This window comes from Marinobacter santoriniensis NKSG1, assembly GCF_000347775.1.
GTDB lineage: Bacteria > Pseudomonadota > Gammaproteobacteria > Pseudomonadales > Oleiphilaceae > Marinobacter > Marinobacter santoriniensis.
In genome coordinates, this window is the sequence record NZ_APAT01000015.1 from 608,966 (window position 1) to 625,355 (window position 16,390).

A 16,390-nucleotide genomic window follows, 5' to 3' on the forward strand; every position below is an offset into this window, starting at 1 on the left:
TGAACCCGTTCAGCGCCACTGCTCGGGTATGGCATAACTGATAGTAAGAATACTTCCGTCACGTTCGATTTCGATGTCCAGCTGGGACTGGTTTTTCCAATCCTCGAGCAGTGACTTGTCCTGCTCGATATCTCCCAGGCGCTGACCATTGATCGCGGTAATCACGTCGCCCGCCTGGAGATTGACGGCGTTGAGCATCGCATTGGAGCCGTCGTAAACATACCCCGAGGTACCACTCCCATCGACAGGTTTGAGCCCGTAACGGCCCAGTGCTGCCGCTCCCCGAGTGTCGAGCTGGGCTCTGGCGTCGGCAAGGAACGATGCCGCATCCGATTCTGCCGGCTGGGGGCTTGCCTCTGCAACCATTCCCGTATCGGCGGCATCCTCAAACGTAAGCGATTCGTAGCGACCATTGCGCCGCAACAGAATGCGACTGGCCTCCACTTCGACCAACTCTGCATTGCCCGGAAGCACCTCTCCCACGCGATAGTAAGCCGTTTCCCCGTTGCTTCCTGCAACTATAGCACCGGACTCCTCAGAACGTTGGCCCACCAGGACACCCTCGAGCCGCAGGCGAAGGCCCGTTTCCGGCGCAGACTGCTTGACGACGTCGGCCACGCCCGAATTAACGGCGGGGCGCCCAAAAAAATCGTAGCTCGCCATCGGATAATCGAGGGAGGGCCCGGCGCCGCCGGTACTCGCCTGCGAGGGCGCGACCGGAACCGGCCTGTCATTCCATGCAAGCAACCAGGTCACCCGGGCCAGTGAAACCCCCAGATAAAGGACCAGGGCTACCAGGAGCAGGTTTGCCAGTATTCTTGACAGGCGTTCACTGGCCGCAAAGGACACCATGCTATAGCCCCCCCGGCACAAGCGGTTGCCGAACCCGGAACACCACATCCCCGGGCCTGGCGGATTCCGACCACGGCTGACCAGCGAGATCCACCATTCGTTTATAAACGCGAATTTCCATCATACCGTTCCAGAGGAGGCTTGCGTCTGCTGCGGGACCCGCTCCACCCTGCTGGGCAACCGTCAGGGCAACGCCGCCATCGGTCGTGGAAAGATCGGCGTCCATCGGGGGAAAATCCGCCGAGCCGGTCTGATTACCCATCGGCCAGGTCACCCGGCCACCCGCCCAACGGGCATGGCCGTCTGCTTCCGTTACTCGATTATCCGCCCAGGTTGCCCGCAACCGGTCGATCACGACGTCACCCTCGATCATGGCGCCGCCACTGCGGCGAATCAGATCCCGGAATTCCGCTACACCGATCCGACCAGAGGCTTCAACGTCGACCTGACCAGACCACCCAAGGTTTACCGACCCGCGGAGCGACGATTGGGAGGTATCCAGATGAAAATTGACAGGCAGATCCCATTGCCCGGACGACGGCCAGCCGAGTTGCCAGTCGATCCGCACCGGGTATCCCGCCAGCACGACACCGGCAGCGCCATCCCAGAGTTTCCCGGAGACCTGACGCACCTGCACCTGGTCTGGAAGGCGAACATGGGGTGACGCCTTTTGCCAGACCCAGCCTGCTGGCACAAACACCACCAACGCCGCCGTATAAACGAAAGCGCCCAGCAGAATCAGCAATACAAGCTTGCCCGGGCGAAAAAAGGATTTTGGTACGGCGTCGCTCATCAATTGACTACACACAAAAACAGACCGGAGACCGAGTCTAGCAAAGGCGTATCGCAAGTTCATGACAAAAAAACAAAAACCCCGCGCTGGCGTGAACCAGCGCGGGGTTTTTGAGGATTGCTCGGGCCGGGACTCAACGCGTGAGCCCCTGCCGGGAGCGGGCGTGCATTACATCATGCCGCCCATGCCTCCCATTCCGCCCATGCCACCCATGTCCGGCATACCGCCGCCGGCACCTTCTTCCTGCGGCTCATCCGCAACCATCGCCTCGGTGGTGATGATCAGGGATGCCACGGAGGCAGCAGCCTGCAGCGCGGAACGGGTCACCTTGGCAGGATCCAGGATACCCATTTCCAGCATATCGCCGTAGGTCTCGGTAGCGGCGTTGTAACCGAAGGCACCTTCGCCATCACGAACCTTGGCAACCACAACGGAAGACTCGCCACCGGCGTTGAACACGATCTGACGCAGCGGAGCTTCCATGGCACGGCGCAGGATATTGACACCGGCCTTCTGCTCTTCGTTGATCGCGTCAACCTTGTCCAGAGCCGCAATGGCGCGGATCAGGGTGACACCACCACCGGCCACAATGCCCTCTTCCACCGCAGCGCGGGTGGAGTGCAGTGCGTCTTCAACACGGGCCTTCTTCTCTTTCATTTCCACTTCGGAGCCTGCGCCTACCTTGATGACGGCAACGCCGCCAGCCAGCTTGGCTACGCGCTCCTGCAGCTTCTCCTTGTCATAATCGGAGGTGCTGTCTTCGATCTGCTTGCGGATCTGCTCAACGCGAGCTTCGATGTCTGCCTGTGCACCGGCACCACCGATGATCGTGGTGTTTTCCTTGGTGACGTTGACACGCTTGGCGGTGCCCAGGTCATCCAGGGTGGTGTTTTCCAGGGTCAGACCGACTTCCTCGGAAATCACAGTCCCACCGGTCAGAATGGCGATATCCTGCAGCATTTCCTTGCGACGATCACCAAAGCCAGGCGCCTTCACGGCGTTGACCTTCACGATGCCACGCATGTTATTCACAACCAGGGTGGCCAGGGCTTCGCCTTCGATGTCCTCGGCAATGATCTGCAGCGGCTTGCCAGCCTTGGCTACAGCTTCCAGCACCGGCAGCAGCTCGCGGATGTTGGAGATCTTCTTGTCAACCAGCAGGATGTACGGGTCATCCAGCTCGGCAGACATGTTGTCCTGGTTATTGATGAAGTACGGGCTCAGGAAGCCGCGGTCGAACTGCATGCCTTCAACCACGTCCAGTTCGTCTTCCAGGCTGCGGCCTTCCTCAACGGTGATGACGCCTTCCTGACCAACGCGCTCCATCGCATCCGCGATCAGCTTGCCGATGGTCTCGTCGCCGTTGGCGGAGATGGTGCCAACCTGGGCGATGTTGCGGCTGTCATTACAAGGCGTCGCCATTTCACGGATCGCCTTGACGGCTTCGGTAGTGGCTTTGTCGATGCCGCGCTTCAGATCCATCGGGTTCATGCCGGCAGTCACGGCCTTGATACCTTCGTTGACGATGGACTGAGCCAGAACGGTTGCGGTAGTGGTACCGTCACCGGCGTTCTCGTTGGCCTGGGAAGCAACTTCCTTGACCATCTGGGCGCCCATGTTCTCGAACTTGTCTTTCAGTTCGATTTCCTTGGCCACGGACACACCGTCCTTGGTCACGTTCGGAGCGCCGAAAGACTTCTCCAGAACCACGTTACGGCCCTTGGGACCCAGGGTTACCTTGACGGCGTCCGCCAGGATGTTGACACCTGCGACCATGCGCTTGCGAGCGCTATCACCAAACTTAACTTCTTTAGCTGCCATGTCTTCTATTCCTGTTCGTTAAACCGAAATTCAACCAATCGGATTAATGAAATTTCGTGCCAATCGCGAAGCGATTACTCGAGCACGCCGTAGATGTCGTTTTCGCTCATGATGAGCAGCTCTTCACCGTCAACCTTGACGGTGTTACCGGCGTACTGGCCGAAGACCACGGTGTCACCCACCTTGACCGCCAGGGCGCGGGTTTCGCCATTGTCCATGATGCGGCCGTTACCGACGGCAATCACTTCACCCTGCGAAGGCTTCTCTTTGGCGTTACCCGGCAGCACGATGCCACCCGCAGTTTTCTCTTCTTCTTCCTTACGGCGCACGACAACACGATCGTGTAGCGGACGAATTTTCATTGCTCGGCTTCTCCAATAGTCAGATTAATGTGGCAATGACAGTTCATGTTTAAGGTGGCCCGGGAGGTTGCCCTGCTCCGGACACAATTGCCCGGCTGGGAACCCGGTTGATTGACAACCGGATATCAGCCCGCAGCGAACTTGTGAGACCTTAATGGGGTTATCAGGCATGTTTTCAACACCCCCGATAAAAATTTTTTTCACTTTTTCCCGAGGCGATCGCGGTCGCGCTCGGTCTGGTCCTGATAGTCACCTTCGATGATGTCACCGTTGGCATCCCGATCGAATGGATCCTCCCGACCAAAGGGGCCCTGATCGAAGGGGCCGCGCCCGCCGGAACGGAAAACGAAGGCACTGCTCTGCCCGGAAACCACCAGTCGTTTCAGAGCCTGAGCCGACAGCCAATGACGGGTAACCGGAATCAGACAGAGGAATCCGATGGTGTCGGTGATGAACCCCGGCGTGAGAAGAAGCGCGCCACCAACGGCGAGAATCAGGCCTTCCGCCACTTCCCTGGCCGGCAGCTCGCCGCTGTTGAGTCGCTGGTTGGCTTTGAGAAGCGTCGCCAGCCCCTGCTGCCGGAGTAGCGCGGCCCCGATGACGGCGGTCAGAAGAACCAGCCCCACGGTATTGAGCACGCCAATCATTCCGCCCACCTGGATGAGCACCGCCATCTCGGCAATCGGCAGGATGATGAAAAGAAATAGGAAAATGGGCAAAATGCCTCCTGATTGCTTCCGCACAATAAAAACGTTCGTTTCAGGCGCACAGAAAACGTAACACCACCTGACAACTTGATTAGGGCAAACCATGAAAGTTCAAGATTCCGTGATTGCAATTACCGGCGGCGGCCAGGGTCTCGGCCGGGCCATGGCAGAGTTTCTGGCAGCCAGGGGCGCGAAGCTGGCGCTGATTGACCTGGTGCCGGAAAAGCTGGATGAAGCCGCAGTTGCCTGCCGCGAAGCCGGCGGCGAGGCACGCACCTACGTCTGCAACGTCGCCAAAGAGGCGGATGTGGAGAGCACTTTCGGGGCCATACTGAAAGACTTTGGCCATCTGAACGGGCTGATCAACAACGCGGGCATTTTACGCGATGGCCTGATGGTGAAAGTGAAGGACGGCAAGGTCGAGAAGCGCATGGAGCTCTCGCAGTGGCAGTCGGTGATTGATGTGAACCTCACCGGGGTGTTTCTGTGTGGCCGGGAGGCTGCCACCCGCATGATCGAGAATGGCGACCGGGGCGTCATCATCAACATCGCCTCGATTTCCCGGGCGGGCAACATGGGGCAGAGCAATTATTCCGCAGCCAAGGCGGGTGTGTCGGCGCTGGTACCGGTGTGGGCGAAAGAATTGGCCCGTTACGGGATCCGGTGTGCGGGGATTGCACCGGGGTTTGTCGAGACGGAGATGACGGCGTCGATGAAGCCGGAGGCGCGGGAGAAGATGACGGCGGGTATTCCGTTGCGGCGCATGGGGCGGCCGGAGGAGATTGCTCATGCGGCGGCGTTTATTTTCGAGAATGATTATCTGTCTGGACGGATGATTGAGGTGGATGGGGCTTTGCGGCTCTGACTTCGCTTCCGCTTTAGTGGATTTCTAAGCTTGGGGAGGAGCCGAAGGCGGGGGAGTCTTTTCTCTTTGAAAAGAACTCGCTGCGCTCGGACATCTTTTCTGGCAGAGAAAAGACTCCCCCACCTCCGGCTCCTGGACACCTGAGTTATTTTTCTTTAGGGAGTCCAGCGGTATTGGGACATTCGGACCCTGCCGTCGATCACCTCTACACCTTCTTCTTTCAACAATGACGTTTGGCGGATGTAGGCCGGTGAACCTTCCGGAAAAGCAATCTGGCCGTTGGTGCGGATAACCCGGTACCAGGGGACGGAGTGTCCGGCTGGCAACTTACCTAACGCTCGGCCGACAAACCGTGCCTGCCGGCCCAGGCCGGCCATGTCGGCGACCTGGCCGTAGCTGGCCACCTTTCCTCGTGGAATGGCGGTAACGACCTGCCAGATTTTCTGTTCTCTGGTCGGTTCGTTCATGGCTGGGCGGGCTCAGCGGATTTGGCGGGCGCGAGTTCGTCCAGCCGTCGTCCGTGGCGCATAAGGAACAGGACGAGCAGGATCGCGGGGACGCCCATGACAGCGGAGACGGTGAAGAACTGGGCGTAGCCGAAGTCGGCGACCACGATGCCGGAGAATCCACCCAGGAATTTGCCAGGCAAGGTCATCAGTGAGCTGAACAGGGCGTACTGGGTTGCGGTGAAAGAGGCGCTGGTCATGCCCGAGAGCCACGCGATCAGGGCGACGTTGGCGATGCCGCCGCTGAGGTTGTCGGCGCTGACGACCACCGCGAGGGTGTAGATGTTCGGCGGGTACTGGGCCAGCCAGACGAACAGCAGGTTGGTGGCAGCCGTGAGTATCGCGCCGGCGAGCAGGACGCGTCTTACACCGTAACGGACCACAAGCACGCCACCGGCCAGGGAGCCGGCGATGGTCATGAAGAAGCCGAAGAGCTTGGTCACGTCAGCGACCTGGGTCTTGGAGAATCCCATGAAATCCAGATAGAAGGGGTTGGCCATCACACCCATGGCGATATCCGCCACCCGGTACAACGCGACGAGCGCCAGGATGGCGATGGCCAGCTCCCGATAGCGCTGGAAGAAGTCCACAAATGGACCGGCCACGGCGGCATAAAACCAGCCTGCCAGTCTCGCAATACGAGGTGTCAGGTGATTGCGTTTGGTGGTTTCTTCTTGCACGCGATGGGCGATGTCGGCCGCGGCCGCAAAGTGATTGACGGCCGGCTCTTTGACAATCAGAACAGTCAGGGCTCCGACGCCAACCAGCGCGGCCATGGTCTGGTAGGACACCTGCCAGGACCAGAATTCCGCCAGATACAGCGCGCCGGCTCCCGCCACCAGCAACGCGAGGCGATAGCCAAAAATATAGGTTGCCGCCAGGGCGGCCTGGAGTCGCTCTTCGGCGATCTCGATCCGGTAGGCATCGATACCGATGTCCTGTGTCGCGGAGGAAAACGCCACCAGCAGGCCACTCAGGGCAATCAGCTCCGGATGGGCGACGGCGTCGATGTTCGCCATCAGGTAAAGTCCCGTCGCGATACCCGCCTGTGCCAGCAGGATCCAGCTTCTCCGCTTACCCAGGAGCCGGTCGAGAAACGGCAGTTTCAGGCGGTCGACCACCGGGGCCCAGAACACCTTGATGGAATAGGTAATCCCTAGCCAGCTGAAAAAGCCGATGGTCGCGGTGTCCACACCCACGTCCGCCAGACGGGCGTTCAGGGTGGAGAACACCAGCAGAAACGGAAGCCCTGCGGAGAATCCGAGAAACAGCAGCGCGATGACCTGCCAGCGAGTGTAGGTGTACAGCGTTTCCCGGATCAGGGTAAGGCGGCTAGGGGCTTGGATAGGTCTGCTCCCGGTCAGTCGCGGAAATTGTTGAACTGCAGCGGAATGTCCAGCTCTGCCTCTTTCAGCATGGCAATCGCGTCCTGGAGGTCATCCCGTTTCTTGCCGGTCACCCGCACCTTGTCGCCCTGGATGCTGGCCTGCACCTTCATTTTCTGATCCTTGATCATCTTGACGATCTTCTTCGCCATGTCGGTTTCGATGCCCTGCTTCAGGGCAAAATGCTGCTTGACCAGTTTTCCCGCCTTGCTATCACCTTCTTCGGCCAGCGCCCGCGAATCGATGTTCCGCTTGGCAAAGGCCATGCGAAGCAGATCCTTGAGCTGTTCCAGCTGGAACTCCTGCTCGGCACCCAGGGTGATGCGTTTGTCTTCCAGCTCGATGTCGGCTTCCACGTTCTTGAAATCCCATCGATTACCCAGGTCACGCCGGGCCTGGTCCACCGCGTTTGTGACTTCGTGCATATCGATTTCAGAAACAATGTCAAAAGATGGCATGGTCGTTATTCTCCGGGCATGCGCAAGGGTATACTTGCGTGACATATTGTGTTGGGAAGTGCCGCCGATCATACCAAGTGCGGGCATTCACCGCATCTGACAATGGACTGGTAAGAAGTAGAGAATAATGCCAAACCTTGACCTCCCCATTCTCGTAGTAGATGACGCCAAATTCAGTAGTATGGTGGTTAGCCGCACCCTGAAAAATGCCGGTTATCGCGACGTACGCATTGCCCATAACGCGCCCATGGCGCTTGAACTGATTGAACAGCGCGCCGTCAGCGTACTGATTGCCGACTGGCTGATGCCGGAAATGGACGGCCTCCAGCTGACCGACCGGGTACGGCAGCAAGATGAGCAGAACAATCACTACACCTACGTGATCCTGCTGACCGCCAGGGAAAGTGTCGAGGCGCTGTCGGAAGCGTTCGATCGGGGCGTGGACGACTTCATCTACAAGTCGGACATGACCAAACAGCTTATCCCCCGGATTTTCGCGGCCGACCGGATGGCCGACCGTCAGAACACCCTGCTCCGGGCCAACGCGCTGCTGATCGAGAACAATCGGGAGCTGGAATCGACCAACATCATCGACCTGGAAACCGGCCTCTGTAACAACAAATACGCCCGGGAACGACTGCAGAAAATCCTGCGTCATTCGGAGGCCCGGGGCGGCGCTTCGGCCTATGTTCTTTGCGGGATCCGTAACTGGCAGGAACTCAAGCGCAAACATCCCCCCTCCATCATGAGCGAACTGGCCATCGGTATTGCCCGCCGCCTGAGTGCCCTGATTCGCCCGATCGATACCCTGTGTCGGGTGGGCGACAACCAGTTCGCCATGGTTGCCTATTTCCCCAACAGCGATCTGTGCACCACCGCAGCCTTCCGACGGGTGTTTGACGGCATCAATCACAAGGCGCTGAAAACCACGGCGGGGTATGTCTCGGTTGAGGCCGGCATGGTGCTTTGCAAGGCCGATGCCCAGAACGGTACGCCCTCCGTTCCGGACATGGAACGTGCTGCCGTGCAGGGGCTGGTGGACGCCTATGAGACACGGCGGTTCACAGAAACCTCGCCCAATATCACCGAGAGTGTCTAAAAAACATTCAGTAACACTGAGACACACATCACACACAGACACGGCAGAGCGAAACGCCTATTCTGAGATTGTGGATTCAAGCAGTATCCCCCAGGGCGGAGGAGCCGTGTAGTACCTCCGCCGCCAACTGGGACTTCCACAGGATCAACGAATTTTTCAGGCACTTTCGTTCTTTCCGAATTTTTTAGGCCAGCTTTTTAGCTGGCCTTTTTGTTTTCTGGGGCAGGAGTTTCGTTATACTCAGCAGATAACGACTCCAACAACAGCGCTGTAACCATGAACCCCCTTGGAACCACTTCTGTCGCTGCTTTGCGCCAATATGTTCGTGCAGCGCAAGCCGCCGGCATTGATACAGAAGCTTTATTTACCGGCGCCGGATTGAATCCGGACATCCTGAACACGGATGACGGCCGCATAGAAGGCGAGCAGTTCCAGGCCTTCATTCACCAGCTGTGCCTGGAAACGGAAGACCCCATTCTCGGCCTGAAAACCGGTGACTTCGTACAGCCGGGCTCCTACAGCGTTCTGGGATACATCACCATGAGTTGTTCTACCCTCGGCGAAGCGGTCGCGAGGATCGCGCCGTTTGAACGGCTGGTGGGCGATATGGGCAGCACCCGTCTTGCCGTCCACGGTGACGAGCTGACACTGACCTGGAACTGCAACTACACCGATCCCGTTGTGCGCCCCCAATTGGTAGACAACGTCATTGCATCCTGGGTGAATTACGCACGGTGGCTGGCCGACAATGAGGAGGCGTCACCGAGCCTGGTAAAACTGCGGCGCCCTTCCCCGGGCCCGGATCTTGAACGGGCCTATGAGGAACGATGGCACTGCCCGGTACAGTTTTCCTCCGATCAGGACAGCGTCACCCTCAAAAAGGATCTCCTTGAAACCCGCCTCCGACAGCCGGACCCCCTGCTTCGTAAAACTCTGGAAGCCCATGCGCTCAGTCAACTGGCCTCCCTGGAAACCGGCAACGACCTCCCTTCGAAAGTACGACACAGCATTCAACAGCAACTGATGCAGGGCATTACCCGACAGGACATGGTGGCAGAAGATCTGGGCATGACACGTCGCACCCTGCAACGAAAACTGAGCCAGGAGGGCGTGTCGTACCAGCAGCTTCTCGACGAAGTACGGCAGACCATGGCAGAGGATTATCTGCGAAACAGCGAACTGGCCATTCCGGATATTGCGTTGAGACTGGGATACAGCGAAACGACGTCGTTTCACCGGAAGTTCAAGGCAGTGACGGGGATAACGCCGGGGGAGTTTCGGCAGTCAGAAAATAACGACTAGCCAGAACGACAAAGGCCGGTGGAGGCTACCAGAAACGTGGAGCGTAACGAGAGAGATCAGAAAGCCAGGCAGGTACCGTTTTTCAGGACTGTCGTTGGCCAAGGATGGCCAACGTCAAGCGCACATGGATGTGCTCGTAGCGTGTCCTGAAAAACGGTACCTGCCTGGCGTCTACTCAGATCATCAGGCCATGCTTTTCGTTAAAGCTTGCGACCCTTACCAGCGGCAATCCGCAGACGCAGAGCGTTCAGCTTGATGAAGCCTTCCGCATCCTTCTGGTCATAGGCACCCTGATCTTCCTCAAAGGTTGCGATTTTCTCGTCGAACAGGGAATCGTCAGACTTACGACCCGCCACGTCTACGTTGCCCTTGTAGAGCTTCAGACGAACCGTACCATTCACGTATTCCTGGGTCTGATCGATCAGCGCCTGCAGGGCTTCCCGCTCCGGTGACCACCAGTAGCCGTTGTAGATCACCTCGGCATAGCGCGGCATGATGCTGTCTTTCAGGTGCGCGACCTCACGGTCCAGGGTGATGGACTCTATGGCACGATGCGCACGCAGCATGATGGTTCCGCCCGGGGTTTCGTAGCAACCACGGGACTTCATGCCCACATAACGGTTCTCGACGATGTCCAGACGACCAATACCGTTCTCGCCCGCCAGCTTGTTCAGGGTTTCCAGAACCACGTGCGGCTTCATTTCCTGGCCATCGATGGCCACGATATCGCCCTTTTTATAAGTCAGCTCAACGTAGGTCGGTTTATCCGGGGCCGCTTCGGGAGAGACACTCCAACGCCACATATCTTCCTCGGCTTCCGCCCAGGGATCCTCGAGGTTAATGCCCTCATAGGAAATGTGCAGCAGGTTGGCGTCCATGGAGTACGGAGACTTGCCCTTCTTTTTCTCGACCGGGATGTCACGCTCGTCGCAGTAGGCCAGCAGCTTTTCCCGGGAGTTCAGATCCCATTCACGCCACGGCGCAATCACCTTCACACCAGGCTTGAGCGCATAAGCACCCAGCTCGAAACGAACCTGATCATTACCCTTACCGGTGGCGCCGTGAGAAATGGCATCCGCGCCGGTTTCGTTGGCAATCTCCACCAGTCGCTTGGCAATCAGCGGGCGGGCAATGGAGGTACCCAGCAGGTACTCACCTTCGTAGATGGTGTTTGCACGGAACATCGGGAAGACGTAATCGCGAACGAACTCCTCACGCAGATCCTCGATGTAGATTTCCTTGACGCCCAGCGCCTCGGCCTTTGCGCGCGCCGGCTCGACTTCCTCGCCCTGGCCGATGTCAGCGGTGAAGGTCACCACCTCGCAGTTATAGGTATCCTGCAACCACCGAACGATTACGGAAGTATCCAGGCCACCGGAATAGGCCAGCACCACCTTTTTGATATCAGACATGCCCTTGCTCCAGACTGAACAGAATGGATGTGTTGAAAATAAGGGCGCTATTGTACGGGAGAGCGTCAGGAATGGCTATTGGGAGGGAGTATGGGGTCAGATGAACGCTTTCATCTGACCCCATTTTTATGCCTGAACTCAGCCGACAGCTTGTTGCTGCGAGACCACTTCTTCGCGGATGCCGTCCCAGCCCTCTTTGATGGACCGAAGCAGTTCCAGAACTTCATCCAGCTTGGCGACATCGTTCTTGGCGCTGCCTTCCAGAAGCGTGCGTTCCATGTAGTCGTACAAACCTTCAAGACGCGCCGCCAGGTCTCCGCCCTTCTCGAAATCGAGGAAAGAGCGCAGGCCCCCGATAATCTCGATGGCCTTGTTCAGAAGCTGGGCCTTACCCGCGTAATCCTTCGCCTGCATGCGAGCCTTGGCCATGTTGATCCGCTCGATCGCCCCGTTGTACAGGAGTTGGATCAACTTGTGGGGATCCGCATCGGTGATGCTGGTTTGGGTGTTTACGCGCTGGTATGCCTGCAAACCGTTCATATCAAACCTCTTTTCGACACTCGAACTGTCCGTTCACCGGATCAGTTCTTCTGGTTGTTCTGTGGAGCCAGGGATGCGAGCTGCTGGCTGACGTAATCCTGGGTGCTGTTCAATTGGGAAATCAGTGAATCCGCGGCTGTAAATTGCGACACTAACCGATCTCGGTAGGCTTTTATGCGATCGTCCAGCCTCGACTGCTCATCCTGAATTCGCTCAGAGTCGCGACTGATCCGGTCGGTCTTAGCCTGAATTGCGCCATCCGGCCCGACGATGCTGGTTACCAGGTTGACCGCCTGATCGCCTATCCCTTCAATAAAATTGATATCACCGCGATCACCTGTAGCTGTTCCACCAACTTTAATACTGATGCCTTTGGCATCACCAGCACCTGTAACGGTTAATGTCTGCCCCTCACCTTCGGCGGCCTGCCCATTGATTGTACCGGCCACATCTTTGCCAACGGTGCCTGTTTTTACTGACAACCCGAGCGTTGCACCGTCTTCAACAGACATCACGCTTACATTTGAGCGATTGCCATAGGAACCCGATGCAAAATTCAGAATTCCGTTTGAGTCCAGGCTAACTTTCACAGATTGATCAGCCGCATTCAGAGCAGTAGACGCGTTGAGCTGGCTTTGAATTTCGTCAGCGAGGTCCTGGGCCGTAGGGTAGGTCTGCTGAGTCAGGGAAATCGTTACTCTGGTGCTGCCATCAACCGCCAACTCTAGCTCGTCATTGGATGAGTCAATAGTAATGCCATCCGCTAAAGCAGTATCACCCATAACACCACCTTGGGTGGCCGCTTGCGTGATATTGACTGCGAACTCGCCAGCGCGGGTATCGTTGCCCCCCCTCAAAAATTCAATGTCGGTACCCGTGGATCGACCCTGTTCAGCAAAGAGAGCCGTTACATCATCCGGATTACTCTTAAGCGCTTCCTCAAACTTGGCACGATCAAATGAGAGCCCGCCAGTTCGATAATCTGTTGAAATACCTACATCCGCTAAAGTCCGAATACTTGAATTCTCAAGCCCCGGAACCACGCGAGTCAGAACTCCTCGCAACTGTGACTGAATAGACCGCACGGCAGAGTCGCCGGAGAGGATTCCACCCTGTCCCGATTCCGAGTTATAGCCGGCCAAACCCTTTATCGTCGATTGAAGAGCGTTGAACTTGTCAACGAAAGAACCAACTCGATCAGCAACTGCGCCAAAGTCCTGATCAACTTTGACCAGCGATGTCACGCCCGCTTCCGTCACATCGAAACTCAGCCCAGCAATAACATTATCGATCGTGTTGGTAGAGCGGGTAATCGAAATGCCATTAACCTCTACCGCCGCATCTTTGGCAGCAACCGTTTCTTCGAGATTCTGAGTGGTACCATCAAACGCGAATTGCGAAAGACCACTGGCATTTGTGTTGGTGCCGTCATCGTCCTGCACTGTTACCGTAATAGCATTGGCCGTGCCTGTGTTTTCCGCTGACATAACCAGACGATAACCGCTACCGGTGTCCACCACCCCGGCAGTCACCCCAATGCCAGCGTCGTTGATTTCGTCTGCAAGACCTTGCAGCGTGTTGTTGGAACCATCAATGGTGAGCGTCTTGGATTCATCACCGGACTGGATAGTAATCGAACCCGTCCCAATCGCTGTCGCATTTTTATCCGAAAATGTAGATGAAGCCAGAGACTGAGCCTGGGCGAGGTCCAGCACATTCACGGTATAGCTGCCGCGACTTGCTTTGGTGCTATCGACGGAAACCTGAACCGAGTCATTGGAAGAACTCGCCGAGAAGGCCTTTAGGTTATCGGGAGCACTTAGTTGGCGTAAAGGAAGCCTGAGTTCAGTCATGGCACTACGTAAAGTACCGTAGGCAGAAATCAGAGCTTCATTTTTCTGACTTCTGGCATCAAGGCGATTTTGTGCTGGTTTGCGCTCAGCAGCAACCAATTGGTCAACAAGGTCTGATGTAAGAACCCCGGAGCCAATACCCAACGATGAAATGCCTGCCATAATCCTGCCTCCTCAAAGGGAGCAAATTCATACCTGTTCAGTTTATCGGCAAAAGGCGGCAAAACTTTGCCCCTTTCTCCCGCCAATTTGTAACAACCTGTAACTATCTCTCGCCGAACACGGGGTCAGAAGAACGCCTTCTTCTGACCCCACCTTCACATCTAACCCATGTTCAAAACGCAGAACACCGCCGGACCCTCTCGGATGCGGCGGTGCTGAACAACCGTCGTTCAACTCTAGATGTCGGCGCCTATCCACCTACACCTTAATATTGAACAACGTCAGCGGTTCTTCCTGCTGCAAGTTTTCTGCCAACCTCAATGCCACTTCGTCGGGAATCTGCCGGATGACTTCCTGAGTCTGCTGGTCCACCACCCTTACGATGGTCTGCCCGCGCTCATTGTCCACCTCAAACTGCAGATCCCGCTGCACATTCTGAACATAATCGTTCAGTTGCGACACCGCCTGGTCCAACTGTTCCTTTTCAGCATCCGCCTGCTTCTGAAGCTTCTGCGCCTCGGAAACCGGCTTATCGCCAGAAACACCCGCCATCGACGGTGCTTTTTGTGCAGACGAAGCGGCCAGGTCAGAGGCATTCCTGCCTTCGGCCTGAGATGACGACATAGCCCTTGCCGGTGCTTGCTCACTGGTACGAACCAGCTTCAGATCCGGGCTGCTCAGGTTAACGTCATTCATAGCTCACCTCGCTATCCTCAAACGGCGTTAAGCCGGAACCCGAAGGTTCCGGCTGTTACCGCGATGCCCCATTACTGCAGGAGGGACAGAACCTGCTGCGGACGGGCGTTTGCCTGAGCCAGGACGGAAATACCAGCCTGCTGAAGAACCTGAGATTTGGCCAGCTTCGCTGTCTCCGAAGCGAAATCTGCATCCAGGATTCGGCTCTGAGCAGCACTGAGGTTGGTGGAAGTCGAATCAAGATTTGAAATTGTGGTCTCAAATCGACTCTGAAGTGCACCAAATTTTGCACGTTGGGAGTTAACCGCGCTCAGAGCAGCATCTACAGTCTTGAGTGCCTGGGTGGCGGATTCAAACGAAGTGATATCGAGATCTGCTACAGAGTTCAAGCTGGAGCTATCACTTCCAACCGCATCCTCTGTTCCGTCGCTCACTACAGAGAAGGACTTGTCAGAGTCAAATTGGAGATACCCGCTAACGACCGAATCTTCTGCAGTTGTGTCAGCAGTCAAAGTAATATCGCCGGTCACAGGCGAAACGTCACCGTTCGCGTCCCGAGACAACTTTGTAACCGTGACATCGTCTGCGTTAGCGGTAGTGGTATCAGAAATCTGAATGTCATTTCCACTCTCGTTGGACAAGATGATATAGCTCTCGTCGTCCGAAACCTGTGCAGTTACGCCGGTTTTCGCAGACTGATCATTAATTGCTGCAACCGCTGCAGAGAGGTTGGAAGCGCCCGTATTCCCCTCTAGAGTAAAGGATACACTGGCAGCAGTATCATTGTCTGATGTTAATTCGAGAGTGTAGCTACCTGCAGTCGCTCCAAAAGCAACCTTCGCTTCGCTTCGCGCTGTCGCCGACACTCCAGTGTTCGCAGTCTCGTTATTAACCTTAGAGGCCAGATCGCTCGCTTTTTCATTACCTGCAACAGTGATGTCTGCCGAGCCAAGCGCTCCATTGACGGTCAGAGTTCCACCAGTCACGCCGTTTGATCCGGCAGCGGCCTGCGCAGCGGCTACCCCATCGGCAATCACCTGACTGTTACCGTAGTTGGTCGTACGGAAATTCGCTGTGGAGGTTGTGATAGTCTCGTTCGCATTCGCCCCTACCTGGAACTGGGCTGTCCCGAAAGAGCCATCCAAGATCTTTTGACCGTTAAAGTTGGTTGTGGTCGCAATCCTGTCCAGCTCAGATACCAGCTGGTTGACTTCATCTTGCAGAGCCTGGCGGTCTGACGATGAGTTTGAAGCATTAGCAGACTGGACCGACAGCTCACGCACCCGCTGAAGAATGTCGCCGGCTGAGCCAAGCGCGCCCTCTGCAGTTTGAGCCAAAGAAATGCCGTCGTTAGCGTTTCGAGTTGCCTGATTCAGGCCGCGAATCTGCGAGTCAAACCGACTGGAAATCGCCAAACCGGCTGCATCGTCTTTCGCAGAGTTGATGCGCAGGCCGGAAGAGAGCCGCTCCAGCGCCTGATTCGAAAGATTCTGGGATTTCTGGAGCTGGTTCTGCGCAGACAGAGACGCGACGTTGGTGTTAATACCGAGAGCCATTATGCTTCTCCTTCGACTGAT

General features: G+C 56.8%; 16 protein-coding genes. 3 read left to right on the plus strand and 13 right to left on the minus strand.

Annotation, left to right across the window (positions count from 1 at the left end; genetic code table 11):
• Positions 1–9 precede the first annotated feature (9 nt).
• The 5 genes from MSNKSG1_RS08575 to MSNKSG1_RS08595 all read right to left on the minus strand — a co-directional run bounded on the left by MSNKSG1_RS08575 (position 10) and on the right by MSNKSG1_RS08595 (position 4,547).
• Positions 10–852: a type II secretion system protein N gene (locus MSNKSG1_RS08575; RefSeq protein WP_008938854.1), complete on the minus strand. Its 843-nt coding sequence runs from the start codon at positions 850–852 to the stop codon at positions 10–12.
• Between the two features lies 1 nt (position 853).
• Positions 854–1,645: a type II secretion system protein N gene (gspN, locus tag MSNKSG1_RS08580; protein ID WP_008938855.1), complete on the minus strand. Its 792-nt coding sequence runs from the start codon at positions 1,643–1,645 to the stop codon at positions 854–856.
• Between the two features lie 168 nt (positions 1,646–1,813).
• Positions 1,814–3,466: a chaperonin GroEL gene (gene groL, locus MSNKSG1_RS08585; protein WP_008938856.1), complete on the minus strand. Its 1,653-nt coding sequence runs from the start codon at positions 3,464–3,466 to the stop codon at positions 1,814–1,816.
• 74 nt (positions 3,467–3,540) lie between these two features.
• The gene (groES, locus tag MSNKSG1_RS08590) at positions 3,541–3,828 is read right to left on the minus strand and encodes a co-chaperone GroES (RefSeq protein ID WP_008938857.1); all 288 of its coding nucleotides are present in this window, start codon (positions 3,826–3,828) and stop codon (positions 3,541–3,543) included.
• A 200-nt stretch (positions 3,829–4,028) separates the two neighbouring features.
• Complete coding sequence (locus MSNKSG1_RS08595; RefSeq protein ID WP_008938858.1) at positions 4,029–4,547, minus strand: FxsA family protein; 519 nt, start codon at positions 4,545–4,547, stop codon at positions 4,029–4,031.
• 91 nt (positions 4,548–4,638) lie between these two features.
• Between MSNKSG1_RS08595 and MSNKSG1_RS08600 the strand changes: the two genes are divergently transcribed.
• On the plus strand, positions 4,639–5,400 hold the full coding sequence (locus MSNKSG1_RS08600) for an SDR family oxidoreductase (protein WP_008938859.1): 762 nt from the start codon (positions 4,639–4,641) through the stop codon (positions 5,398–5,400).
• A gap of 155 nt (positions 5,401–5,555) precedes the next feature.
• Here MSNKSG1_RS08600 and MSNKSG1_RS08605 read toward each other — a convergent pair whose 3' ends face one another.
• The 3 genes from MSNKSG1_RS08605 to MSNKSG1_RS08615 are packed head-to-tail and all read right to left on the minus strand — an operon-like array spanning position 5,556 to position 7,749.
• Positions 5,556–5,867 carry an MGMT family protein gene (locus tag MSNKSG1_RS08605; protein WP_008938860.1) on the minus strand — a complete coding sequence of 104 codons (312 nt, stop codon included), beginning with the start codon at positions 5,865–5,867 and terminating at the stop codon, positions 5,556–5,558.
• Positions 5,864–7,270, minus strand: coding sequence for an AmpG family muropeptide MFS transporter (locus MSNKSG1_RS08610; RefSeq protein ID WP_406564595.1), 1,407 nt, complete (start codon positions 7,268–7,270; stop codon positions 5,864–5,866). Before MSNKSG1_RS08610 ends, MSNKSG1_RS08605 begins: the two co-directional genes overlap by 4 nt.
• Positions 7,267–7,749: a YajQ family cyclic di-GMP-binding protein gene (locus MSNKSG1_RS08615; RefSeq protein WP_008938862.1), complete on the minus strand. Its 483-nt coding sequence runs from the start codon at positions 7,747–7,749 to the stop codon at positions 7,267–7,269. The genes MSNKSG1_RS08610 and MSNKSG1_RS08615 overlap by 4 nt, the downstream gene beginning before the upstream one ends.
• Positions 7,750–7,876: 127 nt before the next feature.
• Here MSNKSG1_RS08615 and MSNKSG1_RS08620 point away from each other — a divergent pair, with 127 nt between their 5' ends.
• Together MSNKSG1_RS08620 and MSNKSG1_RS08625 are read left to right on the plus strand one after the other, a co-directional pair.
• Positions 7,877–8,848 (plus strand): response regulator, encoded by a 972-nt coding sequence (locus tag MSNKSG1_RS08620; protein WP_008938863.1) that lies wholly within the window; start codon positions 7,877–7,879, stop codon positions 8,846–8,848.
• A gap of 276 nt (positions 8,849–9,124) precedes the next feature.
• Complete coding sequence (locus tag MSNKSG1_RS08625) at positions 9,125–10,150, plus strand: AraC family transcriptional regulator (protein ID WP_040886728.1); 1,026 nt, start codon at positions 9,125–9,127, stop codon at positions 10,148–10,150.
• A gap of 200 nt (positions 10,151–10,350) precedes the next feature.
• On the opposite strand, the gene MSNKSG1_RS08630 is transcribed toward MSNKSG1_RS08625, so the two are convergent.
• The 5 genes from MSNKSG1_RS08630 to MSNKSG1_RS08650 all read right to left on the minus strand — a co-directional run bounded on the left by MSNKSG1_RS08630 (position 10,351) and on the right by MSNKSG1_RS08650 (position 16,369).
• A complete protein-coding gene (locus MSNKSG1_RS08630) occupies positions 10,351–11,562 on the minus strand; it encodes an argininosuccinate synthase (protein WP_008938865.1) in 1,212 nt (403 codons plus the stop codon).
• Positions 11,563–11,700: 138 nt separating this feature from the next.
• On the minus strand, positions 11,701–12,102 hold the full coding sequence (gene fliS, locus MSNKSG1_RS08635) for a flagellar export chaperone FliS (protein WP_008938866.1): 402 nt from the start codon (positions 12,100–12,102) through the stop codon (positions 11,701–11,703).
• A 41-nt stretch (positions 12,103–12,143) separates the two neighbouring features.
• Complete coding sequence (fliD, locus tag MSNKSG1_RS08640) at positions 12,144–14,117, minus strand: flagellar filament capping protein FliD (protein WP_008938867.1); 1,974 nt, start codon at positions 14,115–14,117, stop codon at positions 12,144–12,146.
• A gap of 258 nt (positions 14,118–14,375) precedes the next feature.
• Positions 14,376–14,813, minus strand: a complete 438-nt coding sequence (locus MSNKSG1_RS08645; protein ID WP_008938868.1) for a flagellar protein FlaG — start codon at positions 14,811–14,813, stop codon at positions 14,376–14,378.
• Between the two features lie 71 nt (positions 14,814–14,884).
• A complete protein-coding gene (locus tag MSNKSG1_RS08650) occupies positions 14,885–16,369 on the minus strand; it encodes a flagellin N-terminal helical domain-containing protein (RefSeq protein WP_008938869.1) in 1,485 nt (494 codons plus the stop codon).
• Positions 16,370–16,390: the final 21 nt, after the last annotated feature.